The following is a 19,571-nucleotide window of genomic DNA, read 5'->3' as shown; positions in this document are numbered from 1 at the left end:
CACAAGTTTTGAGGGTGGAAAGCCATGGCGTTAACTCCGGAAGATGTAGTCAACAAAAGGTTTCAGTCGACCAAGTTCCGCGAGGGATACGACCAGGACGAGGTCGATGACTTTCTCGACGAAGTCGTCGTCGAACTGCGTCGTCTGACCAAGGAGAACGAGGAACTGCGCGGCCAGGTCGGCTCCGATGCTGCCCCGGCAGCCGAGTCTGCTCCGGTCGCTGCCGCAGTTGCCGAGCCGGTTGCAGTGGTCGAACCGGTCGTGGCCGCTCCGGTTGCTGCCGTCGTCGCCGCGCCGATCGACGAGACCGCCGGCACGACCAATCTGCTGCAGCTGGCTCGCCGCCTGCACGAAGAGCACGTCAAGGAAGGCGCCGAGAAGCGCGACGCCCTGATCGCCGAGGGCCATGCGACCGCGGCACGCGTCATCGCCGAAGCCGAGACCCAGCAGCGCGTCCAGCTGCAGAAGCTCGATCAGGAACGTTCCACCCTCGAAGGCAAGATCGACGAGCTGCGCACGTTCGAGCGGGAGTACCGCCTCAAGCTGAAGAGCTACATCGAGGGCCAGCTCCACGACCTCGACGCGAGCTCGGTTGACGCCGGGAACGCGCCGAAGCCCAGCTTCCAGGGCTTTGGAGCCTAGCGCAAGAACGAAGAAGCGTTCGCGAGCGCTCATCGTTCTAGCTCTCGTCGCGCTGGGCGTTTACGCGCTCGATCAATTCAGTAAGTACCTCGTCGTCGTCTCGATGACCGAGGGCTCCGTGATTCGGGTTCTGAACGATGTGCTGCAATGGCATTTCGTTCGGAACCCGGGCGCGGCCTTTTCGCTCGCGAGCGGATCCACCTGGATCTTCTCGATCATCGCCGCCGCGGTCGTGGTGTTCATCGTCTGGTTCGCCCGGCGCATCCGTTCACTGGCCTGGGGCCTCGTCTTTGGGCTCCTGCTCGGTGGCGTGCTCGGAAACCTGACGGATCGGTTGCTGCGCGAACCCGGCTTCGGGGTAGGGCACGTCGTCGATTTCATCTCAACTCCGTGGCTGCTGCCGGCGATTTACAACGTCGCCGACATAGCCATCGTGACCAGCATGGTTATCTTTATGATTTTGACGATTCGCGGCATCGGCCTGGACGGCAATAAGGCCGAAGCTGTCAGCAAGACCGCCAGCCCGAGCGTGGAGTCACCCCGGCATCAAACGGATGCTGTGACCCCGGACGTGTCGACCAGCGACCGGCCGACACCCGGGGCCGAGGCCCGGCCGTGACGGGTTCCCTCGACCTGACCAACCCCCCGGAGCGGCGATCGCTTCCCCTTCCGGACGGTTTGGAAGGTGTGCGCGTTGATGCCGGACTGGCCAAGTTGTTCGGATTCTCCCGCAGCTTCGCCGCCGAGGTCTCCGAGGCCGGAGGCGTCGTGCTCGACGGTACCGTCGTGGGCAAATCTGACCGTTTGCGAGCCGGCAGCTGGATCGAAGTCACCTGGCAGCCCAAGCAGCCGGTGCGCATCATTCCCATCGCCGTTCCCGACCTGACCATCGTGCACGACGACGAGAGCATCGTCGTCATCAACAAGCCGGCCGGGGTCGCGGCTCATCCGAGCGTCGGCTGGACTGGTCCAACCGTTCCCGGCGCCCTCGCGGCGGCGGGTTACCGGATCGCGACCTCGGGCGCAGCCGAACGCGCGGGGATCGTGCATCGCCTCGACGTGGGCACGAGCGGCCTCATGGTCATCGCCAAGTCGGAGACGGCCTACGTCGCGCTGAAGAAAGCGTTCCACGACCGCGAGGTCGAGAAGATCTACCACGCCGTCGTGCAGGGCCATCCCGATCCGCTCACCGGCACCATCGACGCACCCATCGGACGCCACCCGCGGTCGGACTGGAAGTTCGCGGTCATGGCCGACGGCAAGCACTCGATCACCCACTACGAGACCCTGGAGGCTTTTCCGTCCGCCTCGCTGCTCGAGGTGCACCTGGAGACCGGGCGCACCCACCAGATTCGGGTGCACATGCACGCCCAACGGCATCCGTGTGTCGGAGACGCCATGTACGGCGCCGATCCGTCGATCACCGCCCGGCTCGGATTGAAACGCCAGTGGCTGCACGCCAAGCAGCTGGCGTTCACCCACCCGGACAGTCAGGAGTGGGTCAGCTACAACGCCGACTACCCGGCCGATCTCACCCACGCCCTTGCGGTGCTGCGCGGAGACTGACCGCTGCCGACTCTTCCATAACCGTTTCATCAACTCGTCGGAGTCATTGTGAGTAACCCGGAAACCGCCACGGATTCGTTCGTCCACCTGCACGTGCACAGCGAATATTCCATGCTGGATGGTGCTGCCCGGGTGAAACCCCTGATCAAAGCCGCCGTCGAGCAGGGGATGCCGGCGGTGGCGATCACCGACCACGGCAACGTGTTCGGTGCCTTCGACTTCTGGAAGAGCGCGACCGACGCCGGCATCAAGCCGATCATCGGCACCGAGGCCTACATCACCCCCGGCACCGATCGCCGCGACAAGACCCGGGTGCGCTGGGGCACGAGCGGACAAAACCGGGATGACGTCGGTGGCGCCGGGTCGTACACCCACATGACCCTGCTCTCCGAGAACACCGCCGGCATGCACAATCTGTTCCGGCTGTCGTCGAAGGCGAGCCTCGAGGGTTACTACTTCAAACCGCGCATGGACCGCGAGCTGCTCAGCCAGTATTCGACGGGTCTGATCGGCACGACCGGCTGCGTCGGTGGGGAAGTCCAGACCCGCTTGCGCCTAGGCCAGTACGAGGAGGCCAAGAAGGCCGCCGGAGATTTTCAGGACATCTTCGGCAAGGAGAACTTCTTCTGCGAAATCATGGATCACGGTATCGACATCGAGCGCCGTACCATGACCGACCTCCTCAAGCTTGCCAAGGAGCTTGATCTGCCCCTGCTGGCGAGCAACGACCTGCACTACACGCACGCCCACGACGCCACCGCCCACGCCGCGCTGCTCTGCGTGCAGTCGGCGTCCACCCTCGATGACCCGAACCGGTTCAAGTTCGACTCCAACGAGTTCTATCTCAAAACCGCCGCGCAAATGCGTCACCTGTTTCGCGACCACCCCGAAGCCTGCGACAACACGTTGCTCATCGCCGAGCGCTGTGAGGTGGAATTCAACACCAAAGCCAACTACATGCCCCGCTTTCCCTGCCCGGAAGGTGAGAACGAGGAAAGCTGGTTCATCAAGGAGAACGAGATCGGGCTGGCCAAGCGCTACCCGAAGGGCATCCCCGACGACGTCCGCAAGCGCGCCGACTATGAAGTCGGCATCATCGTGCAGATGGGCTTCCCCGGCTACTTTCTCGTCGTCGCCGACTTCATCATGTGGTCCAAGCAGCAGGGCATCCGCGTCGGCCCTGGCCGTGGCTCCGGTGCCGGCTCGATGGTCGCCTATGCGATGGGCATCACCGACCTCGACCCGCTCGTGCACGGACTCATCTTCGAACGCTTTCTCAACCCCGACCGCGTCTCCATGCCCGACTTCGATGTCGACTTCGACGAGCGTCGTCGCGGTGAGGTCATCAAATATGTCACCGAGAAGTACGGTGAGGAACGCGTTGCCCAGATCGTCACCTACGGCACGATCAAGGCGAAACAGGCCCTGAAAGACGCCTCGCGCGTACTCGGCTTTCCCTTCGGCATGGGGGACAAGCTCACCAAGGCCATGCCGCCGGCCATCATGGGCAAGGACGTGCCACTGACCGGCATGTTCGACAAGGACCACCCGCGCTACCGGGAAGCGGCCGACTTTCGTGCGGTGATCGAGAGCGACCCCGAAGCGCGCACCGTCTTCGACACCGCCCTGGGCCTGGAGAACCTCAAACGCCAGTGGGGCGTGCACGCCGCCGGCGTCATCATGTCGAGTGACCCCCTGATCGACATTATTCCGATCATGAAGCGTGAAGCGGATGGTCAGGTCGTCACGCAATTCGACTACCCGGCTTCCGAAGCCCTCGGACTGATCAAGATGGACTTCCTGGGGCTGCGCAACCTCACCATCATCGATGACACCCTCGACAACATCGCGGTGAACCGCGGCCACCGCCCCGTGCTCGAAGACCTCGGGCTCGAAGACCCCGCCGCCTACGAACTGCTCGCGCGCGGTGACACCCTCGGTGTCTTCCAGCTCGACGGCGGTCCGATGCGGGCCCTGCTGCGGCTCATGAAGCCCGACAACTTCGAAGACATCTCGGCCGTCATCGCCCTGTACCGTCCCGGGCCCATGGGCGCCAACTCGCACACCAACTACGCGCTGCGTAAAACCGGCGTGCAAGAGATCATCCCGATTCATAAAGAGCTTGAGGAGCCGCTTCGAGACGTCATCGGCACGACATACGGCCTGATCGTGTATCAGGAGCAGGTCATGTCGATCGCGCAGAAGCTCGCCGGCTTCTCGCTCGGTGAGGCCGACCTGTTGCGCCGCGCGATGGGTAAGAAGAAGAAGTCCGAACTGGACAAGCAGTTCGAGGGCTTCGCCCAGGGCATGCAGGACCGCGGCTATTCGATGGATGCCGTCACCACGGTCTGGAATATCCTGCTGCCGTTCTCCGACTATGCCTTCAACAAGGCGCACTCGGCCGCCTATGGCGTGCTCTCCTACTGGACCGCCTACCTCAAGGCCGTCTACCCGGCTGAGTACATGGCCGCCCTGCTCACGAGCGTCGGCGACTCCCGCGACAAGCTCGCGCTCTACCTCAATGAATGCCGCCGCATGGGCATTCAGGTGCTGGCCCCCGACGTGAACGAGTCGATCGGGTTCTTCGCGGCCGTGGGTACCGACATCCGCTTCGGCCTGGGCGCTGTGCGCAACGTCGGCTTCAACGTGGTCGAGGCCATCCGCGGTGCCCGCGAGGAAAAAGGCCGCTTCGAGTCGTTCCACGATTTTCTGCGCAAGGTGCCGCTGCCGGTCGCCAACAAGCGCACGATCGAGTCGCTGGTCAAGGCTGGGGCGTTCGATTCGCTCGGCGCGACCCGGCGCGGCATGGTCGAAATACACGAATCGGCCGTCGAGTCGGCCGTCAAGATCAAGCGGGAGGAGAGCAACGGCAATATCGGTTTCGACTTCGACAGCCTGTTTGACGAACCGCAGGACACGGAGCAGGTGCCCGACCGGCCCGAATGGAGCAAGAAGGAGAAGCTCGCCTACGAACGCGACATGCTCGGGCTGTACGTGTCCGACCACCCGCTCGCCGGGCTGGAGATTCCGCTCGCCAAACACGCGAGTACCACGATTGCCGACCTGATCGCGTCGGAATCGACCGAAGACGGTGACACGGTGACCGTGGCGGGACTGATCACGAGCGTGCAGCACCGTATTGCTAAAAAATCGGGCAACCAGTACGGCATGATCCAGGTCGAAGACTTCGGCGGTGAGATCACCGCGATGTTCATGGGCAAGGCGTACCTCGAATTCGCGCCCGAGCTGATCAGCGACGCGGTGGTCGTGGTACGTGGTCGGGTCAGCCTGCGCGACGACGGCATGAACCTGCACGCGTTCAGTGTCTTCCAGCCCGAACTCGGGCAAGGGTCCGACCAGAGCATGGTCTCGATCACGGTGGGGGAGGCCCGCGCGACGACCGACACCGTGAGTACGCTCGGTGAGATTCTTCAGCGTCACGCCGGAGATGCCGAGGTCCGGCTGAAACTGGTCAAGGGTGACCTGGCACGAGTGTTCGAGCTGCCACACCGGGTGAAGGTGAGCGCCGACCTGTTCGGTGAGCTCAAGAGCATCCTCGGGCCGAACTGCCTGACCTGATCCCGGCCGTCGGGCGGTCGTTGCACTGTCAGGATGCCTTTCCCTTGTCGCCCCGGTAAGTTCCTCACGTTCCAGCCGGGTGCGCCTAGGCTGGCACCATGCACACGCGAGAGCCGATCTATTCGACCGCTATCGGCGCCGGTCGCGCTCTGTTCGGCTTGCTCCGGGTACGCCAGACCACATCCGGGCTGAATCAGCTGCCGGCCACCGGCGGCGCCGTGCTGGCGATCACCCATTTCGGCTACCTCGATTTCGCCCTGGTCGAGTGGGTCGCCTGGTTGCACAACCGCCGGCACATCCGTTTCATGGCCAAGAAGGGCGCCTTCGACCAGCCGCTGGTCGGGCGTCTGCTGCGCGGCATGAAACATATCTCGGTCGACATGGAGAGCGGCCGTGCGGCCTACGACCAGGCTGTGGCGGCCCTCGGCACGGGTGAGCTGCTCGGCGTGTTTCCCGAGGGCGGCGTCAACGCTTCATTCACCGTGCGTGAGCTGAAAACCGGCGCGGTGCGCATGGCGCTGACCGCGAACGTGCCGATCATTCCGGTCGTCGTGTGGGGCGGGCATCGGCTGATGACCAAGAACCATCGGTCGACGCTGCGGGAGCGGCTCGGCGTGCCGGTCAGCATCCGCTTTGGCGAGTCGTTTTCAATGGATGCCGTTGACCCGGCCGACGATGACGTTGCGGCGGCCACGCTGCAGCTGCACGACATCCTGCAGGGACTCGTCGACGCGGTGCAGGCGGAGTATCCGGTTGCCGGAGTCGGCCAGTGGTGGCAACCCGCCCATCTCGGCGGAACCGCGCCGACACCGGCCGAGGCCGCGGTCGTCGAGGCTGAACGCCGGCGCCGCAAAGCGGACCGGAAGAAGCTGAGAGCCTAACCCCAGGCCATGGCGTGATCAGTTGCCGCACCCGCACCCGCACCCGCACCCGCACCCGCACCCGCACCCGCACCCGCACCCTTAATCCAGATCGAAATCGAGGGGGGCGCTGGTCAGGAATCGAAAGGACGCGGACGACGGCGGCGAAGCCGTCGATGAGGTGACCAGACCGCCGCTAGCAGCGGCGCTCGGCCGCACGGAGGTGACGGATGAGGGGGTCGTGAAATCTGCTTGATCGATGGTGAGTAATGTGTGCCCGGCGCCGGGGAGCACCACGAATGCGGCATCGGGTATCAAACGTGCGACGGCCTCGCCGTGAGCCACCGGAAAAACTGAGTCCATTTCGCCGTGCATCACGAGGGACGGGGCAGACACGGTGCCGAGGTCGCCGCGTCTGGGGTGTAAGAACTCCATGGCAGGAGGATTGGAGATCGTGGCGGCGATATCGTCGGCTCGATCTACGTCGCTGGTGATGAACTGGCGGATCCGATCCTCGTCAAACCGGGGTGATAGGCCATCGCAGGCGCGAGTGTCGAGTAGCCGGGGCGCCCGCGTGGAAAACTCGTCGAACGACCGGTGTCCCGCTGGTCGTAACGGATCACGAAGAACCCAGAGGATGCGATCGCCTCGCAGACCTCGCCCGGCCACCACAGCATAGAGGCTGACATCCCGGCGATCAGAAGCACGGGAGGGTCACGTCGCTCTCCGTACATCTCGACGCAGAGCTCGACTTCGTCGAAGGTCACAATGTACGTGCAGAGGGCCGTCATGGGACAACCATACGAACAGTTCGCTTTTTAGGACATCGATGATGGGCCTCGTTGGTGTGCATCCCGCTCAGCCACGATCTCCTCCGTTCACATCATCGTTGATGAAGTTCGGCCCTTCGAGGTGGGGCGTGCCACAGAGTTCGCGGCTCATCTCGACAGGGTACGGGAGCAGCTCCGACCGTGGGTCGGGCCTTGCTCGATGGGGCCCTTGTTCTCGGTACGTTGCGACGAATGGCTCGCCTCCCATCCCTGAAGGACGACCGTGGAGGCGCAGGTCGCCGAGTCGTTCTGTGCCGTGTGGAGCTGCCAGCCCAAAGCGTCGGTCTAGACGGCGGCGCCCGGTACCCGGTAGGTGCGCTCGTGGTAGAGCAGGGCGTCGTCGTCGGGGCCCATGCCGCCGCCCTCGATCTGCACCACCACAACGGCATTATTGTGTACCGACACCCGTTCGACGATGCGACCGATCATCCAGCTGGTCACGCCGGTGAGCACCGGGAGTCCGTACGGCCCCGGCTGCCAGTGATCTCCCACGAAACGATCCGCGTGGGGACCGGCAAGTTTCTCAGCGACAGCACGATTGTGGGCGCCCAGCATGTGAATGACCACGCGGTCGGCGACAGCGAGCGCAGACCACGAGCTGGCCGATCGGGCCATGTTGAACGTGGCCAGTGGCGGAACCGCGGAGAGCGACGCCAACGAGGTGGCCGTGAAGCCGACCGGGGAGCCGTCGGGCGCGAGCGTCGTGATCGCGGCGACCCCCGCCGCATGACGACGGAACGCATGTTTGAACGCGGCGAGGTCGTCGGGGGCATTGAGATCGGTGGCCAGCGGCGGGCTGGCAGGCACGGTCATGACGGGCAGAGTAGTCACTGGGGGTTCAACGTTGCTTTGCATACTCAACCAACAATCTGTTTCAGCACCACCCTATTCCCGCGCACTGATTGTTTAGTCGCGTTGACGGATAGGCTGGGTGACGATGATTCAGACTATTGACCTTCGCGGGAGCGAGCCGACACCGGCCGCGCTTCTGGCTTCCGTTCCGCGCGCCCTGACGAGCGTTGCCGTCGCCGCCGATGTCGCGGCCGAGCTGATCGCCGACGTACGCGCGCGCGGCGGGGCGGCCCTGCTCGACCAGGCTGAACGGCTCGACCGGGTGCGCCCGGGCCAGGTGCGGGTTCCGCCGAGCCACATTACCGACGCGGTCACCGGGCTCGACCCGGCCGTGCGCACGGCCATCACCGAGACCATCCACCGCGTACGCCTGGCCAGCGCCGCTCAGGTGCCGCCGCACGTGACCACCACCATCGAAGCCGGGGCCACCGTCACGCAACGCTGGCAGCCGGTGAACCGGGTCGGTCTCTACGTTCCCGGCGGCAAGGCCGTCTACCCCTCGAGCGTTGTGATGAACGTCGTACCCGCGCAGGTCTCGGGCGTGCGGTCGATCGCCCTTGCCTCGCCGCCGCAGAGCCAGTTCGACGGGCGCGTGCACCCGACCATTCTCGCTGTCGCCGGACTGCTCGGGGTCGATGAGATCTACGCAATGGGCGGGGCAGGGGCCATCGGCGCCCTCGCCTATGGGGTCGAAGACATCGGCCTCGACCCGGTGCAGATCGTCACCGGCCCGGGCAACGTCTATGTCGCCGCGGCCAAGCGACTCATTCGCGGGCAGGCCGGCATCGACTCCGAGGCCGGCCCCACCGACATTCTCGTCATAGCGGATGCCGCCGCCGACCCGCTGCTCGTCGCCGCCGATCTGGTCAGCCAGGCCGAGCACGACGAACTCGCTGCGGCCGTGCTGGTGACCGATTCTCCCGAGCTCGCCGAGGCCGTGGCGGCGCACCTGGCCGTGCTGGCAGCATCCACTACCCACAGCGAGCGGGTGACTGCAGCGCTTCGGGGGCGCCAGTCAGCGATCGTGCTCGTCGACGACCTGCAGGTGGCGGCCGCGTTCAGCAACGCGTTCGGGCCGGAGCACCTCGAGATCCAGACGAGCGATCCAGACGCCGTGCTCGCACAGATCGAGAACGCCGGAGCCATTTTTCTCGGCCCATATTCGCCGGTGAGCCTCGGCGATTACGTTGCCGGATCCAACCACGTACTGCCGACCGGGGGACAGGCCCGGTTCTCGTCGGGCCTTGGTGCCTACACGTTTCTGCGGCCGCAGCAGGTCGTGCGCTACAGCAGGGAGGCGCTCGAAGCTGTCGCCGATCACATTGCGGCGCTCTCCAATGCCGAGGCACTGCCGGCGCACGGAGACGCCGTGGCTGCTCGGTTCCAGGCCGCTCGCTTCAGTGCCGACAGCTAAGCTGGTTCCATAATGTTCTGCCCGTTCTGTCGCCACCCCGATTCCCGAGTCGTCGACTCGCGCACGAGCGACGACGGACTGTCGATTCGTCGCCGCCGGCAGTGCCCGGAATGCGGTCGCCGCTTCAGCACCACCGAGACGGCCAGCTTGAACATCATCAAGCGCAGCGGCGTGGTCGAACAGTTTAGCCGCGAGAAGATTGTCTCCGGCGTGCGCAAGGCCTGCCAGGGCCGACCCGTCACCGACTCCGACCTCGCCATGCTGGCCCAGAAGGTTGAGGAGACCATCCGCCAGACCGGTGCCTCCCAGGTCGACGCCAACGACGTCGGACTGGCCATCCTGCCCCCGCTGCGGGACCTCGATGAGGTGGCGTATCTGCGGTTCGCGAGCGTCTACCAGGGCTTCGACTCGCTCGACGATTTCGAGGTCGCCATCACGCAGCTGCGCCGCGAGCACTCGGCCCGGTCGAAAGTTCGCGGCGCCGCAGCGGATGCCGGCGACGCGCCGATCGGCACCGCCCCCGCCAGCTCCACCAAACCGTAGGGTTCGATGTATCCGCTCTTGTTCAAATACGTGCTCACCCGGATAGATCCCGAGCGCGCACACCACCTCGCCTTCACCGTCATTCGGCTACTGCCATCCTGGGGGATCGGGCGTCTGGTGCACCGATTCACTCGTCCGAGCACTGACCTGGGCGTGAACACCCTGGGGCTGCACTTTTCGTCCCCGTTCGGCGTCGCCGCCGGTTTCGACAAGGACGGCGAGGCCGTGCTCGGCCTCGGCCAGCTCGGGTTCGGACACGTCGAGGTCGGCACGCTCACCGCCGTCGCCCAACCGGGTAACCCCTCCCCACGCCTGTTTCGGCTTGTCGCCGACCGCGCGGTCATCAATCGGATGGGCTTCAATAACCATGGCGCTGCCGCGGCCGTCGCCAGACTGACCCGGGTGCGTGCCGCGGCCGGGCGCCCCGTACTCGGGATCAACATCGGCAAGAGCCGCGTGACAGCCGTCGAGGACGCGACGGCCGACTATCTGCGAAGCGCTGAGACCCTCGCCGCCCTCGCCGACTATCTCGTGGTCAACGTGAGCTCACCCAACACGCCGGGACTGCGCGGACTCCAGGAACTCGACCAGCTCGCCCCGCTGCTGACCGCGGTCAAGCGTGCCGCGGGCGCCACTCCACTGCTCGTCAAGATCGCCCCCGACCTCGACGATGCCGAAGTCGCGCGTATCGCCACTCTCGCCGTCGAGCTCGGCCTCGATGGCATCATCGCCACCAACACCACCATCTCCCGCACCGGTTTGCGAACGGATGCCGCCACCATCGCCGCCGCCGGAGCCGGCGGCCTGTCCGGCGCCCCGCTGCACGCCCGGTCCCTGGCGATCCTGCAGCTTATTCGCGCCGTTGTGCCGCCCGAATTTTGTGTCATCTCGGTCGGTGGGGTGGACACGGCCGCCCAGGTGGCCGAGCGCCTCACTGCCGGCGCCACCCTGGTACAGGGCTACACGGCGTTCCTCTATCGCGGTCCGCTCTGGGCCCGCCAGATCAACCGTGGGCTCGACCGCATCCTGGCACCGGCCAGTTAGCCCCGCTGTCCGAGCCCGTCAGCGGGGCTACAACAGCCCGTGCTCGGCGAGTTGGTTGGCGAGGCTCGATCCGTCGGGACCGTAGACCCAGGGGGCGGCTGTGCCGCCCTCGATTAAGACGGCGTCTCGCGAACGCCCACCGGCGAGCACTGCTTCGCTCGGAGAGAGCTGACGGATGGCCACGGCCGCGACGCTGTTCGGATAGTCGCGCTGAAAGTCGCTATAGATGGCCTCGTCGTGCTGGCCATCGTCGCCGATCAAGATCCAGCGCATGTGCGGAAACTGTTCGGCGAGCCGACGCAGGTTCTCTCGTTTGTGCGCACTGCCACTGCGGAACCAGCGGTCGTGGGTGGGCCCCCAGTCGGTCAGCAGCAGTGCCCCCGCCGGGTAGAGGTTGCGTGATAAAAAGCGCGACAGCGTGGGGGCCACGTTCCAGGCCCCGGTGGAGAGGTAGATGACCGGAGCGCCGGGGGTGAACGACGCCAATCGTTCCAGGAACACGGCCATTCCGGGGGTCGGGACCCTGGCGTGCTCGTCGAGCACGAACGTGTTCCAGGCTGCCAGCAGCGGACGGGGGAGAGTGGTGACCATCACGGTGTCGTCGACGTCGGAAACAACGCCGTAGCCGACCGTGGGTGCCACGATGAATAGTGGGGCTTCGACCACGACCGAGAATTCCGTGTGCAGTCGGGCCAGGTGCCAGCCGGCTGTCAGTGACACTGCGACCACGGTATCGACGACCCCTCCGCGATCCGCCTGCACGTGATGCGTCTGACCACCGATCTCAATCGTGACGGTGACATCATTGACGGGCACGCTCGTGAAACTGCGCCAGCCTCGAATGCCGGCGTCACGGCCATCCGCTCGGGGACGTTTTTGGCGTTTCGCGGGCTTGTCTGGTTTGGTCAGGAGAACTCGGCAGAGGATGCGCACCCACGCCGTCGAGCCATACCCGGTGTAGGGAATGACGGTCGGCTGGTAGCCGCGGCCGCGGGCGGAATATTCGCGGCGGTCGTGCAGCCAGTCTTCGATGCGGGCCGCCCGGTGCATGATTCGCACGGGACTGGGCGCGTTCGGCTTGGCGTCTGGGGACTGTGGCACTCCCTTATTCTGCCATGCTTGCTGTGCATCCCCCCGTCAAGTCTGAGGGAATAGGGTTTTACCCCGTAGGATGGTGGCGTATCTTCAAGGGGGATAAATGCCGCATGGTGGCTTACTAAGTAATGAGACCGGTGCAGCACTCCAGCAGGTGCGCACGGAGCCGATTCAGCAGCGCAGCGCTGCACGTCTGTCCGGTCTGCTCGACGCGGCTGCCGCCGTGGTGGACGAGGTCGGTTTCGACCGCATCACGACCGCGATGGTTGCGGAACGCGCCGGTGCCTCCATCGGTACGGTCTACCGCTACTACCCCGACCGCGTGGCCGTTCTGCATGCCCTGCACGAGCGTGCCGTGGTGCGCTTTCGGCAGCGTGTCGTCGATGAGCTCGGCGCCAGCACCCTCACCTCCTGGTGGGACGCGGTGGACTGTGTTGTCACCGCATTTGTGGGCCTGTACCGCACGGAGCCCGGCTTTCGCATTGTGAATTTCGACGACCGCCACGGCGCTCCGACCGCCGACGCCGTTGCGGATGCTGATTTCTTCGCCCGACGGCTCGCCGATGTGCTCGTGAACGAATTCAATCTGCCGGCCGGCGCGGAACTGATCTTTCGACTCGAAGTCGCCGTCGAGATGGCCGACGCGCTGCTCGCCCGCGCTTTCCACACCGACCCGGTCGGTGACGAGCGCTTTATCACCGAGTGCCGTTTGGTGCTGCGTGACTACCTCGACCGCTTCTACAGCCCGCAGGCGCTCCACCTTCTCGCTGCGTTGTCCTAGCGTCCACTGAGAGCCGAGCGACCCACCGGGCGCTCGGCTTTTTTTGGTCTGCGGGCCTGGCCGGTTCGCTTCTGGATGAATCTCGGTGTGTAATCGGTTTTGCCAGTTGCGGCGAATAGTGATTGGGTTAACATCTGCTTTGTGTTGACATGATGCGAGGAGCGAGCCACCAAGATGATTGATTTCCACTCGGTGACCAAACGGTTCCCCGACGGCACCCTCGCCGTCGACGACTTCAGCCTCGCGCTGCCCTCGCACAAAACCACCGTGTTCGTCGGAACCTCGGGGTCGGGCAAGACGACCCTGCTGCGCATGATCAACCGGATGGTCGATCCGACCAGCGGGTCCATTGACATTGATGGAGCCGACATCGCTACCCTTGAGCCGGTCCAGCTGCGACGCGGTATCGGCTACGTCATGCAGAACTCGGGGCTGCTTCCCCATCGCAAGGTCGTCGACAACGTCGCCACCGTGCCGATGCTGCGGGGAACGCCGAAAAGGAAAGCCCGCGAAGAGGCACTCGTGCTCCTGGACACGGTGGGTCTGGACCGATCCCTCGCCAATCGGTATCCCAGCCAACTCTCCGGTGGCCAACAGCAACGCGTTGGCGTTGCACGCGGGCTCGCTGTCAATCCCAATATCCTGCTCATGGATGAGCCATTCGGCGCGGTGGATCCCATCGTGCGCGCCGAATTGCAGCAGGAGCTACTGCGGCTGCAACGCGAACTCGGCAAGACGGTTGTCTTCGTCACCCACGACATCGACGAAGCCTTCCTGCTCGGCGATCAGGTGGTCATCCTGCGCACCGGCGGCAAGGTCGCCCAGGTGGGTACCCCGGCCGAGATCCTGGCGAATCCGATCGACGAGTTCGTGGCGACGTTCGTCGGCGCGGATCGAGGCAAAAGATCTTTGCACGTCGAAAATCGCGGCGATGGCGACATCGTGGTCGACGGAACAGGGCGCCTGGCCGGAGTGCTCGTCGGCTCCCGCTCGTCGACCGCATCCTCAACGGTCGGTACTGGAGAATCAAAGGCCGGTCCGCGTGGGCCGGGTGCTCCGGCGCAGGGTGGGGATTCGCGGTGACCTGGATCTGGTCAAATCTCGACCTCATCTGGGATCGCACGATCGATCACCTCGTGCTCAGCGTGCCCTCGATCTTTCTCAGCTTCGTCATCGCCCTCCCGTTTGGCTGGCTGGCGCATCGCTACCGCACGAGCCGGGCGGTCATTCTCACGGCGGTCGGGCTGCTCTATGCGATTCCGTCGCTGCCGTTGTTCATCGTGCTGCCCTTTATCGTGGGCACCAGCATCCGCTCGCCACTGAACCTGATCATTGCGCTCACTCTCTACGGAGTCGCCCTGATGGTGCGGGTGGTCGCGGATGGTCTCGGTTCCGTCGACCGAGACGTGCAACAGTCGGCGACGGCCGTCGGTTTTTCGGGATGGACGTCATTCTGGCAGGTTGAGCTGCCTCTGGCCGGCCCCGTTCTGCTGGCTGGCCTGCGCGTGGTGGCCGTCAGCACGGTGAGTCTCGCCACGGTCGGCGCGGTGATCGGCGCTCAGAACCTCGGCAGCTTGTTCACCGACGGGTTCCAACGGGGAATCCAGGCCGAGATCATCGCCGGCATCGTTGCCACCGTGCTGCTCGCCCTCGCCCTGGATGCGGTGCTCGTTCTGCTTGGACGGCTGTTGATGCCGTGGACCCGGCGCTCCGCGATCGGCGCACGGACCCGACGCGATGCCGTCGTCGCGGGGGTAGCCATATGAGCTTTCTCATCGACACTCTGGCCTGGTTGAGCGACCCCGCGAATTGGGTCGGGGCCGGCGGCATTCCCACGCGTCTGGCCCAACACCTGTTGTTCACACTGGTGACCACCGTCATCGCAGCGGCGATCGCCGTGCCGATCGGGTTCTTGATTGGGCATACCGGTCGTGGCCGGGGATTCGCCGTGGCAACCTCGGGCGCCTTCCGGGCCATTCCCACTCTGGGCCTGCTCACCCTCGTCGCACTGTGGGTGGGTATCGGCTTGAACGCCCCCTATGTGGCGCTGACCGTGCTCGCCATTCCGCCCATTCTCGCCGGTGCCTATACCGGATTCGAGGCCGTCGATCGCAAAGTTATCGATGCGGCCAGGGCCGTGGGCATGTCGGAGGCACAGATCGTGCTCAAGGTCGAGTTGCCGCTCGGGCTGCCTCTGCTCATTGGAGGCCTTCGCTCCGCGACCCTGCAGGTGGTCGCAACGGCCACCCTCGCGGCGTATGTCGCCGATTTCGGCCTCGGCCGCTATCTGTTCGCCGGTCTGCGCACCCGCGACTACGGCGAAATGCTGGGCGGCTCGATTCTGGTGATCCTGCTCGCTATCGTGTTGGAGGGTGTGTTCGCCCTCGTGCAAAAGTTGGTCGTTCCCCGCGGTGTGACAGCGGGGCTCCCCACAGATATCCCGGGCGGGTCATCCCGATCCCGACCGGTGATGGAATCCACCATCAAGGAAGGAAACAGCAATGTTCACAGCACATAGAGGCCGACTCACGCTCATTGGCGCCGTCGCGGTTGGGGCCGTCGTAGCCCTCGCAGGGTGTGCGTCGGGGGATCCCCTGGCGGAACCGTCGAGTGGTGCCGCCGAGTCGACCATCGTGGTCGGGTCGCAGGCGTATTACTCCAACGAGATCATCGCCGAAATTTACTCCCAGGCACTTGAAGCCGGTGGCTTCACCGTCGATCGACAGTTCCAGATCGGTCAGCGCGAGGTCTACCTGCCCGACATCGAAAGCGGCAAGATCGATGTCTTCCCGGAATACACCGGAAGCCTTCTGCAGGCCCTCGATAAGAACGCCGTCGGTGGCACCAGCGACGCGGCCTACGAAGAACTCCAGGCGGCCCTGCCCGACAACCTCCGGGTTCTCGACAAGGCGGACGCCTCCGATCAGAACTCCTGGACCGTGACCGGTGCTTTCGCGAGCAAGTACAACCTCACCGACGTAGCCTCCCTGACCAACGTCACCGAACCGATCACCGTCGGCGGTAACTCGGAGCTGGAGACCCGTCCGTACGGGCCGACTGCCTTGAAGGAGAAATACGGAATTGACATCGCCGGGTTCGTGCCGGTGGAGGACAGCGGTGGACCGCTGACCGTGAAGGCCCTCGTCGACGGCGACATCCAGCTCGCTAACATCTACACGGCCGACCCGAACATCAAGACCAACAATCTGGTCGCCCTCTCCGACCCTGACGGACTGTTCTTTCCGGACAACGTCGTGCCCGTCGTCTCCGAGAAGGTCGATGACAGCGCGGCGGGGATTCTCAACAAGGTCAGTGCGGCACTGACGGCCGACTCTCTGGTCGAGTTGAATTCGCAGAGCGTCAACGACCAGCTCTCGGCCGACAAGATCGCGACGGCCTGGCTGACCAAGGAGAAGTTGCTCTAGCTGAAACGGTTCTATGCACCGAACAGAATGAGCGCCGGCCCGGCCAGGAGCATCGCCGACACGGTGAGAGCTCCGGCCGTGGCCGCGTGGCGCAGCGGCTGGGCCGGGTTGACCAGCCGTGCCACGCGGGGCATCACTTGATACGCCGGATGCTCGGGTTTGGCAGACACTACTTCGTGGGTGAGGGAAGCGGATGCGGCGGCGGGAGCCAGCGCATCCGCTTCACTCGTGCGTTTCGGGGCAAAACCGGCCAGGGCGAAGCCCACCAGCGCGATCGCGCGGGCGAGGGTGTGATCGTCGACGACTCGGCGGGCGTAATCGTCGGCGAGCATCTCCACCAGCAGGGCGACGGCGTTTTCGGCGCGATTGGCGATGGGAAACCACGGCAGCGCGCTGTGCCAGCTCTTGAAGGCGAGCAATACCAGGTGGTGCTGTTGCACGAGGTGGGCCTGTTCGTGCGCAATCACTGCGCGCAGTTGGTCGGCATCGAGCAGTCGGAGCAGCCCATTCGAAAGAACCGTTGCCGAATGCCCGGCTCCGGGAAGGCAATAGGCGACCGGCGCTGGATGGTCGATGACCCGCATTCCCGGCTGGCCGTTCAGGGGATCGCTGAGCAGGGTGATGAGGGTGTGGTGCCGGCGGCGTTGCCGTTCGGCGCGAACGAAGGTCGCGAGCAGATTCAGCAGCAGGTGAGTGCCGAGCAAGAGGGCAGCGCCCAGGGCGAGCACGTGGGTGAAACTCGTGCCGGACGGAAGAGTGCCGGTTCGAAGATCGCCGCCGAGGGCGACGATGCCCTGGCTTAGGGGGCTGCCGAAGGGAATGAGGCCATAGAGCAGCAATGAGCCGATCATCGAAATACCGCCGGACAGGGCGATGGCTTGCCACAGCACGAGTGCCACGCCGGGGGAGCGGGCCGGCCAGTGTGATCGGGCCAGCGCCAGCGGCACCGGCCAGGCGAGCAGCACGGCGATGGCCCCGAGCAGGGCGGAGGCGGTGATCACGGCACGGCTGGAGCGGGGTTAGGCGTTGTCGGATGTTGCGACGCCGAGCAGCTGGCGAAGGGTCTCTGCCTCCTCGGGGCTGACGCCTCCGATGAAGCGCACCAGTGCCGCTTGACGGTCGGGTACTTGCTCGAGCACGTCGTGCATCAGGCCGGCCGTGTGAGCGGCCCGGGTCATGAGGGCGGTATAAGCGTGGGGCCGAACGCTGCGGTCGCGGGTGACGAAGCCCTTCGTTTCGAGCCTGGACAGCACCGTTAAGACGGTCGTCGTCGCCAGGGGCTTCGGTCGCGCGGACGTAATGTCGCGATTGAGCAGGGACTGCTTGAGTTCGTTGGCCGTCAACGATGTCGGGGAGTCCCACAGGACATCCATCATCAGCCTCTCGAGCACACCCAAAGATCCCATGTAGACCATAGTACGCCCCGAAACTGAGACTTCTACACAGCGTAGAAGCGTAATCTTCTACACAGCGTAGAAAAGTGTGCGCTGGTATTAACAATGCTGGAGGGCATATGAACGAGTGGTTGGATCCTTTACTCCTCTCACGGTGGCAGTTCGGTCTCACGACCATGTACCATTTTCTTTTCGTCCCACTGACGATCGGCTTGGCGCTCACTGTCGCGATCTTCCAGTCGGCCTGGGTGCGCACGGACAAGGCGAGATACCTGCAGCTGACGCACTTCTTCGGCAAGATCTTTCTCATCAACGTCGCCATGGGCGTTGTGACCGGAATCGTTCAGGAATTTCAGTTCGGCATGAACTGGTCGGACTACTCGCGTTTCGTCGGTGACGTCTTCGGCGCTCCGCTCGCCTTTGAGGGCATCGTCGCATTCTTTCTCGAGGCGACGTTCATCGGACTGTGGATTTTCGGCTGGGACAAACTGCCCAAAAAGATTCACCTGGGCACGATCTGGTTGACCGTGATCGGCTCGATCACCTCGGCCTACTTCATTCTTGCCGCGAATGCGTTCATGCAAAACCCGGTCGCCTACACGATCAACGAGGAGAAGGGGCGTGCCGAACTCACGAGCATCTGGGACCTGCTCACGAACCCGATTGCTCTCGCCGCGTTCCCGCACACGATTTTCGCCTGCTTCATGGTGTCTGCCGGACTCATCATCTCGGTAGCCGCCTGGCACCTCTATCGCAACCAGCACCTCGACACGATGCGTCCCGCACTCAAGTTCGGCCTCTGGATGATGGTCATCGCCGGAGTGCTCACCACGCTCGCCGGAGACCAGCTCGGTCTGGCCATGGTCGACGCCCAACCGATGAAGATGGCCGCGGCCGAGGCGCTCTATCACACTGCAACCGGGGCAAACGCAAGCTTCTCAGTCTTCACTCTGGGCACGCCGGACGGCGTGCAAGAGCTGTTCTCCGTGCGTATTCCGTACCTGCTCTCCTTTCTGTCGACCCACACCTTTGACGGCACGGTCGAGGGCATCAACAACCTGCAGGCGCAGTACGTCACTCTCTACGGCCCTGGCGACTACACCCCCACGATCTGGATCACCTACTGGGCGTTCCGCTGGATGATCGGCCTCGGACTCGCGCACATGCTTGTCGCCGTCGTCGGCCTGTGGCTGACCCGTGGGGGGCGCAGCCCGAAGCGCACCTGGGTGTGGAAGGTCGCGATCTGGAGCTTCCCGTTCTCCCTGCTCGCGATGAGCGTCGGTTGGGTCTTCACGGAGATGGGCCGTCAGCCCTGGCTCGTGTTCGGACTCATGCGCACCGCGGACGGCGTCTCGCCCGGGGTCAGCGGACTGGAGATTTTGATCTCGTTGATCGTCTTCACCCTGCTGTACGGTGCTCTCGCGGTGGTCGAGGTCAAACTCATTCTGAAGGCCGTCCAGAAGGGCCCGGACGATGCGCCGGTTCAAGACGCCGAATCCGGTGCACACCAGCACGCTGTCACGGTCTACTAGGACGGGATTACGGA

19 protein-coding genes are annotated in these 19,571 nt (G+C 64.6%); 14 read left to right on the top strand and 5 right to left on the bottom strand.

Annotated features, from left to right (window positions below):
- Nucleotides 1-24 precede the first annotated feature (24 nt).
- The 5 genes from E3N85_RS10525 to E3N85_RS10505 all read left to right on the top strand — a co-directional run bounded on the left by E3N85_RS10525 (nucleotide 25) and on the right by E3N85_RS10505 (nucleotide 6,668).
- Nucleotides 25-642: a DivIVA domain-containing protein gene (locus E3N85_RS10525; protein WP_134462951.1), complete on the top strand. Its 618-nt coding sequence runs from the start codon at nucleotides 25-27 to the stop codon at nucleotides 640-642.
- Nucleotides 632-1,261, top strand: a complete 630-nt coding sequence (lspA, locus tag E3N85_RS10520) for a signal peptidase II (protein ID WP_134462949.1) — start codon at nucleotides 632-634, stop codon at nucleotides 1,259-1,261. Before E3N85_RS10525 ends, lspA begins: the two co-directional genes overlap by 11 nt.
- Complete coding sequence (locus tag E3N85_RS10515) at nucleotides 1,258-2,208, top strand: RluA family pseudouridine synthase (protein WP_241978432.1); 951 nt, start codon at nucleotides 1,258-1,260, stop codon at nucleotides 2,206-2,208. Before lspA ends, E3N85_RS10515 begins: the two co-directional genes overlap by 4 nt.
- Nucleotides 2,209-2,319: 111 nt before the next feature.
- Complete coding sequence (gene dnaE / locus E3N85_RS10510; protein WP_241978444.1) at nucleotides 2,320-5,787, top strand: DNA polymerase III subunit alpha; 3,468 nt, start codon at nucleotides 2,320-2,322, stop codon at nucleotides 5,785-5,787.
- Nucleotides 5,788-5,885: 98 nt separating this feature from the next.
- Nucleotides 5,886-6,668 carry a 1-acyl-sn-glycerol-3-phosphate acyltransferase gene (locus tag E3N85_RS10505; RefSeq protein ID WP_134462945.1) on the top strand — a complete coding sequence of 261 codons (783 nt, stop codon included), beginning with the start codon at nucleotides 5,886-5,888 and terminating at the stop codon, nucleotides 6,666-6,668.
- A gap of 81 nt (nucleotides 6,669-6,749) precedes the next feature.
- Here E3N85_RS10505 and E3N85_RS10500 read toward each other — a convergent pair whose 3' ends face one another.
- On the bottom strand, nucleotides 6,750-7,316 hold the full coding sequence (locus E3N85_RS10500; protein WP_241978443.1) for an alpha/beta fold hydrolase: 567 nt from the start codon (nucleotides 7,314-7,316) through the stop codon (nucleotides 6,750-6,752).
- Nucleotides 7,317-7,762: 446 nt separating this feature from the next.
- Nucleotides 7,763-8,284, bottom strand: coding sequence for a flavin reductase family protein (locus E3N85_RS10495; RefSeq protein ID WP_370289238.1), 522 nt, complete (start codon nucleotides 8,282-8,284; stop codon nucleotides 7,763-7,765).
- Between the two features lie 130 nt (nucleotides 8,285-8,414).
- Here E3N85_RS10495 and hisD point away from each other — a divergent pair, with 130 nt between their 5' ends.
- The 3 genes from hisD to E3N85_RS10480 are packed head-to-tail and all read left to right on the top strand — an operon-like array spanning nucleotide 8,415 to nucleotide 11,330.
- A complete protein-coding gene (hisD, locus tag E3N85_RS10490; RefSeq protein WP_134462939.1) occupies nucleotides 8,415-9,743 on the top strand; it encodes a histidinol dehydrogenase in 1,329 nt (442 codons plus the stop codon).
- A 12-nt stretch (nucleotides 9,744-9,755) separates the two neighbouring features.
- Nucleotides 9,756-10,286, top strand: a complete 531-nt coding sequence (nrdR, locus tag E3N85_RS10485) for a transcriptional regulator NrdR (protein WP_134462937.1) — start codon at nucleotides 9,756-9,758, stop codon at nucleotides 10,284-10,286.
- Between the two features lie 6 nt (nucleotides 10,287-10,292).
- Nucleotides 10,293-11,330 carry a quinone-dependent dihydroorotate dehydrogenase gene (locus E3N85_RS10480; protein ID WP_134462935.1) on the top strand — a complete coding sequence of 346 codons (1,038 nt, stop codon included), beginning with the start codon at nucleotides 10,293-10,295 and terminating at the stop codon, nucleotides 11,328-11,330.
- A gap of 27 nt (nucleotides 11,331-11,357) precedes the next feature.
- Here the strand turns inward: E3N85_RS10480 and E3N85_RS10475 are convergent, their stop codons facing one another.
- Entirely contained in the window at nucleotides 11,358-12,380 is a 1,023-nt protein-coding gene (locus E3N85_RS10475; RefSeq protein WP_134463164.1) for an App1 family protein, read from the bottom strand.
- Nucleotides 12,381-12,528: 148 nt separating this feature from the next.
- Between E3N85_RS10475 and E3N85_RS10470 the strand changes: the two genes are divergently transcribed.
- The 5 genes from E3N85_RS10470 (at nucleotide 12,529) to E3N85_RS10450 (ending at nucleotide 16,631) form a co-directional block, all read left to right on the top strand.
- Nucleotides 12,529-13,206 (top strand): TetR/AcrR family transcriptional regulator, encoded by a 678-nt coding sequence (locus E3N85_RS10470; RefSeq protein ID WP_134462933.1) that lies wholly within the window; start codon nucleotides 12,529-12,531, stop codon nucleotides 13,204-13,206.
- A 174-nt stretch (nucleotides 13,207-13,380) separates the two neighbouring features.
- A complete protein-coding gene (locus tag E3N85_RS10465; RefSeq protein WP_134462931.1) occupies nucleotides 13,381-14,289 on the top strand; it encodes an ABC transporter ATP-binding protein in 909 nt (302 codons plus the stop codon).
- On the top strand, nucleotides 14,286-14,972 hold the full coding sequence (locus E3N85_RS10460; protein WP_134462929.1) for an ABC transporter permease: 687 nt from the start codon (nucleotides 14,286-14,288) through the stop codon (nucleotides 14,970-14,972). Before E3N85_RS10465 ends, E3N85_RS10460 begins: the two co-directional genes overlap by 4 nt.
- Complete coding sequence (locus tag E3N85_RS10455) at nucleotides 14,969-15,724, top strand: ABC transporter permease (RefSeq protein ID WP_134462927.1); 756 nt, start codon at nucleotides 14,969-14,971, stop codon at nucleotides 15,722-15,724. The genes E3N85_RS10460 and E3N85_RS10455 overlap by 4 nt, the downstream gene beginning before the upstream one ends.
- Nucleotides 15,708-16,631, top strand: coding sequence for an ABC transporter substrate-binding protein (locus E3N85_RS10450; protein ID WP_134462925.1), 924 nt, complete (start codon nucleotides 15,708-15,710; stop codon nucleotides 16,629-16,631). The genes E3N85_RS10455 and E3N85_RS10450 overlap by 17 nt, the downstream gene beginning before the upstream one ends.
- Nucleotides 16,632-16,642: 11 nt before the next feature.
- Here the strand turns inward: E3N85_RS10450 and E3N85_RS10445 are convergent, their stop codons facing one another.
- Both E3N85_RS10445 and E3N85_RS10440 read right to left on the bottom strand, forming a co-directional pair.
- Nucleotides 16,643-17,632: a M56 family metallopeptidase gene (locus E3N85_RS10445; RefSeq protein ID WP_134462924.1), complete on the bottom strand. Its 990-nt coding sequence runs from the start codon at nucleotides 17,630-17,632 to the stop codon at nucleotides 16,643-16,645.
- 18 nt (nucleotides 17,633-17,650) lie between these two features.
- Complete coding sequence (locus tag E3N85_RS10440; RefSeq protein ID WP_134462923.1) at nucleotides 17,651-18,037, bottom strand: BlaI/MecI/CopY family transcriptional regulator; 387 nt, start codon at nucleotides 18,035-18,037, stop codon at nucleotides 17,651-17,653.
- A gap of 107 nt (nucleotides 18,038-18,144) precedes the next feature.
- Between E3N85_RS10440 and E3N85_RS10435 the strand changes: the two genes are divergently transcribed.
- The gene (locus tag E3N85_RS10435; RefSeq protein WP_134462922.1) at nucleotides 18,145-19,557 is read left to right on the top strand and encodes a cytochrome ubiquinol oxidase subunit I; all 1,413 of its coding nucleotides are present in this window, start codon (nucleotides 18,145-18,147) and stop codon (nucleotides 19,555-19,557) included.
- Nucleotides 19,558-19,571: the final 14 nt, after the last annotated feature.

It is taken from the genome of Cryobacterium sp. Hz9, from assembly GCF_004402825.1.
Taxonomy (GTDB): Bacteria; Actinomycetota; Actinomycetes; order Actinomycetales; family Microbacteriaceae; genus Cryobacterium; species Cryobacterium gelidum.
The sequence above is the reverse complement of the archived record's forward strand: the minus strand, read 5'-3'. Positions and strand labels throughout refer to the sequence as shown.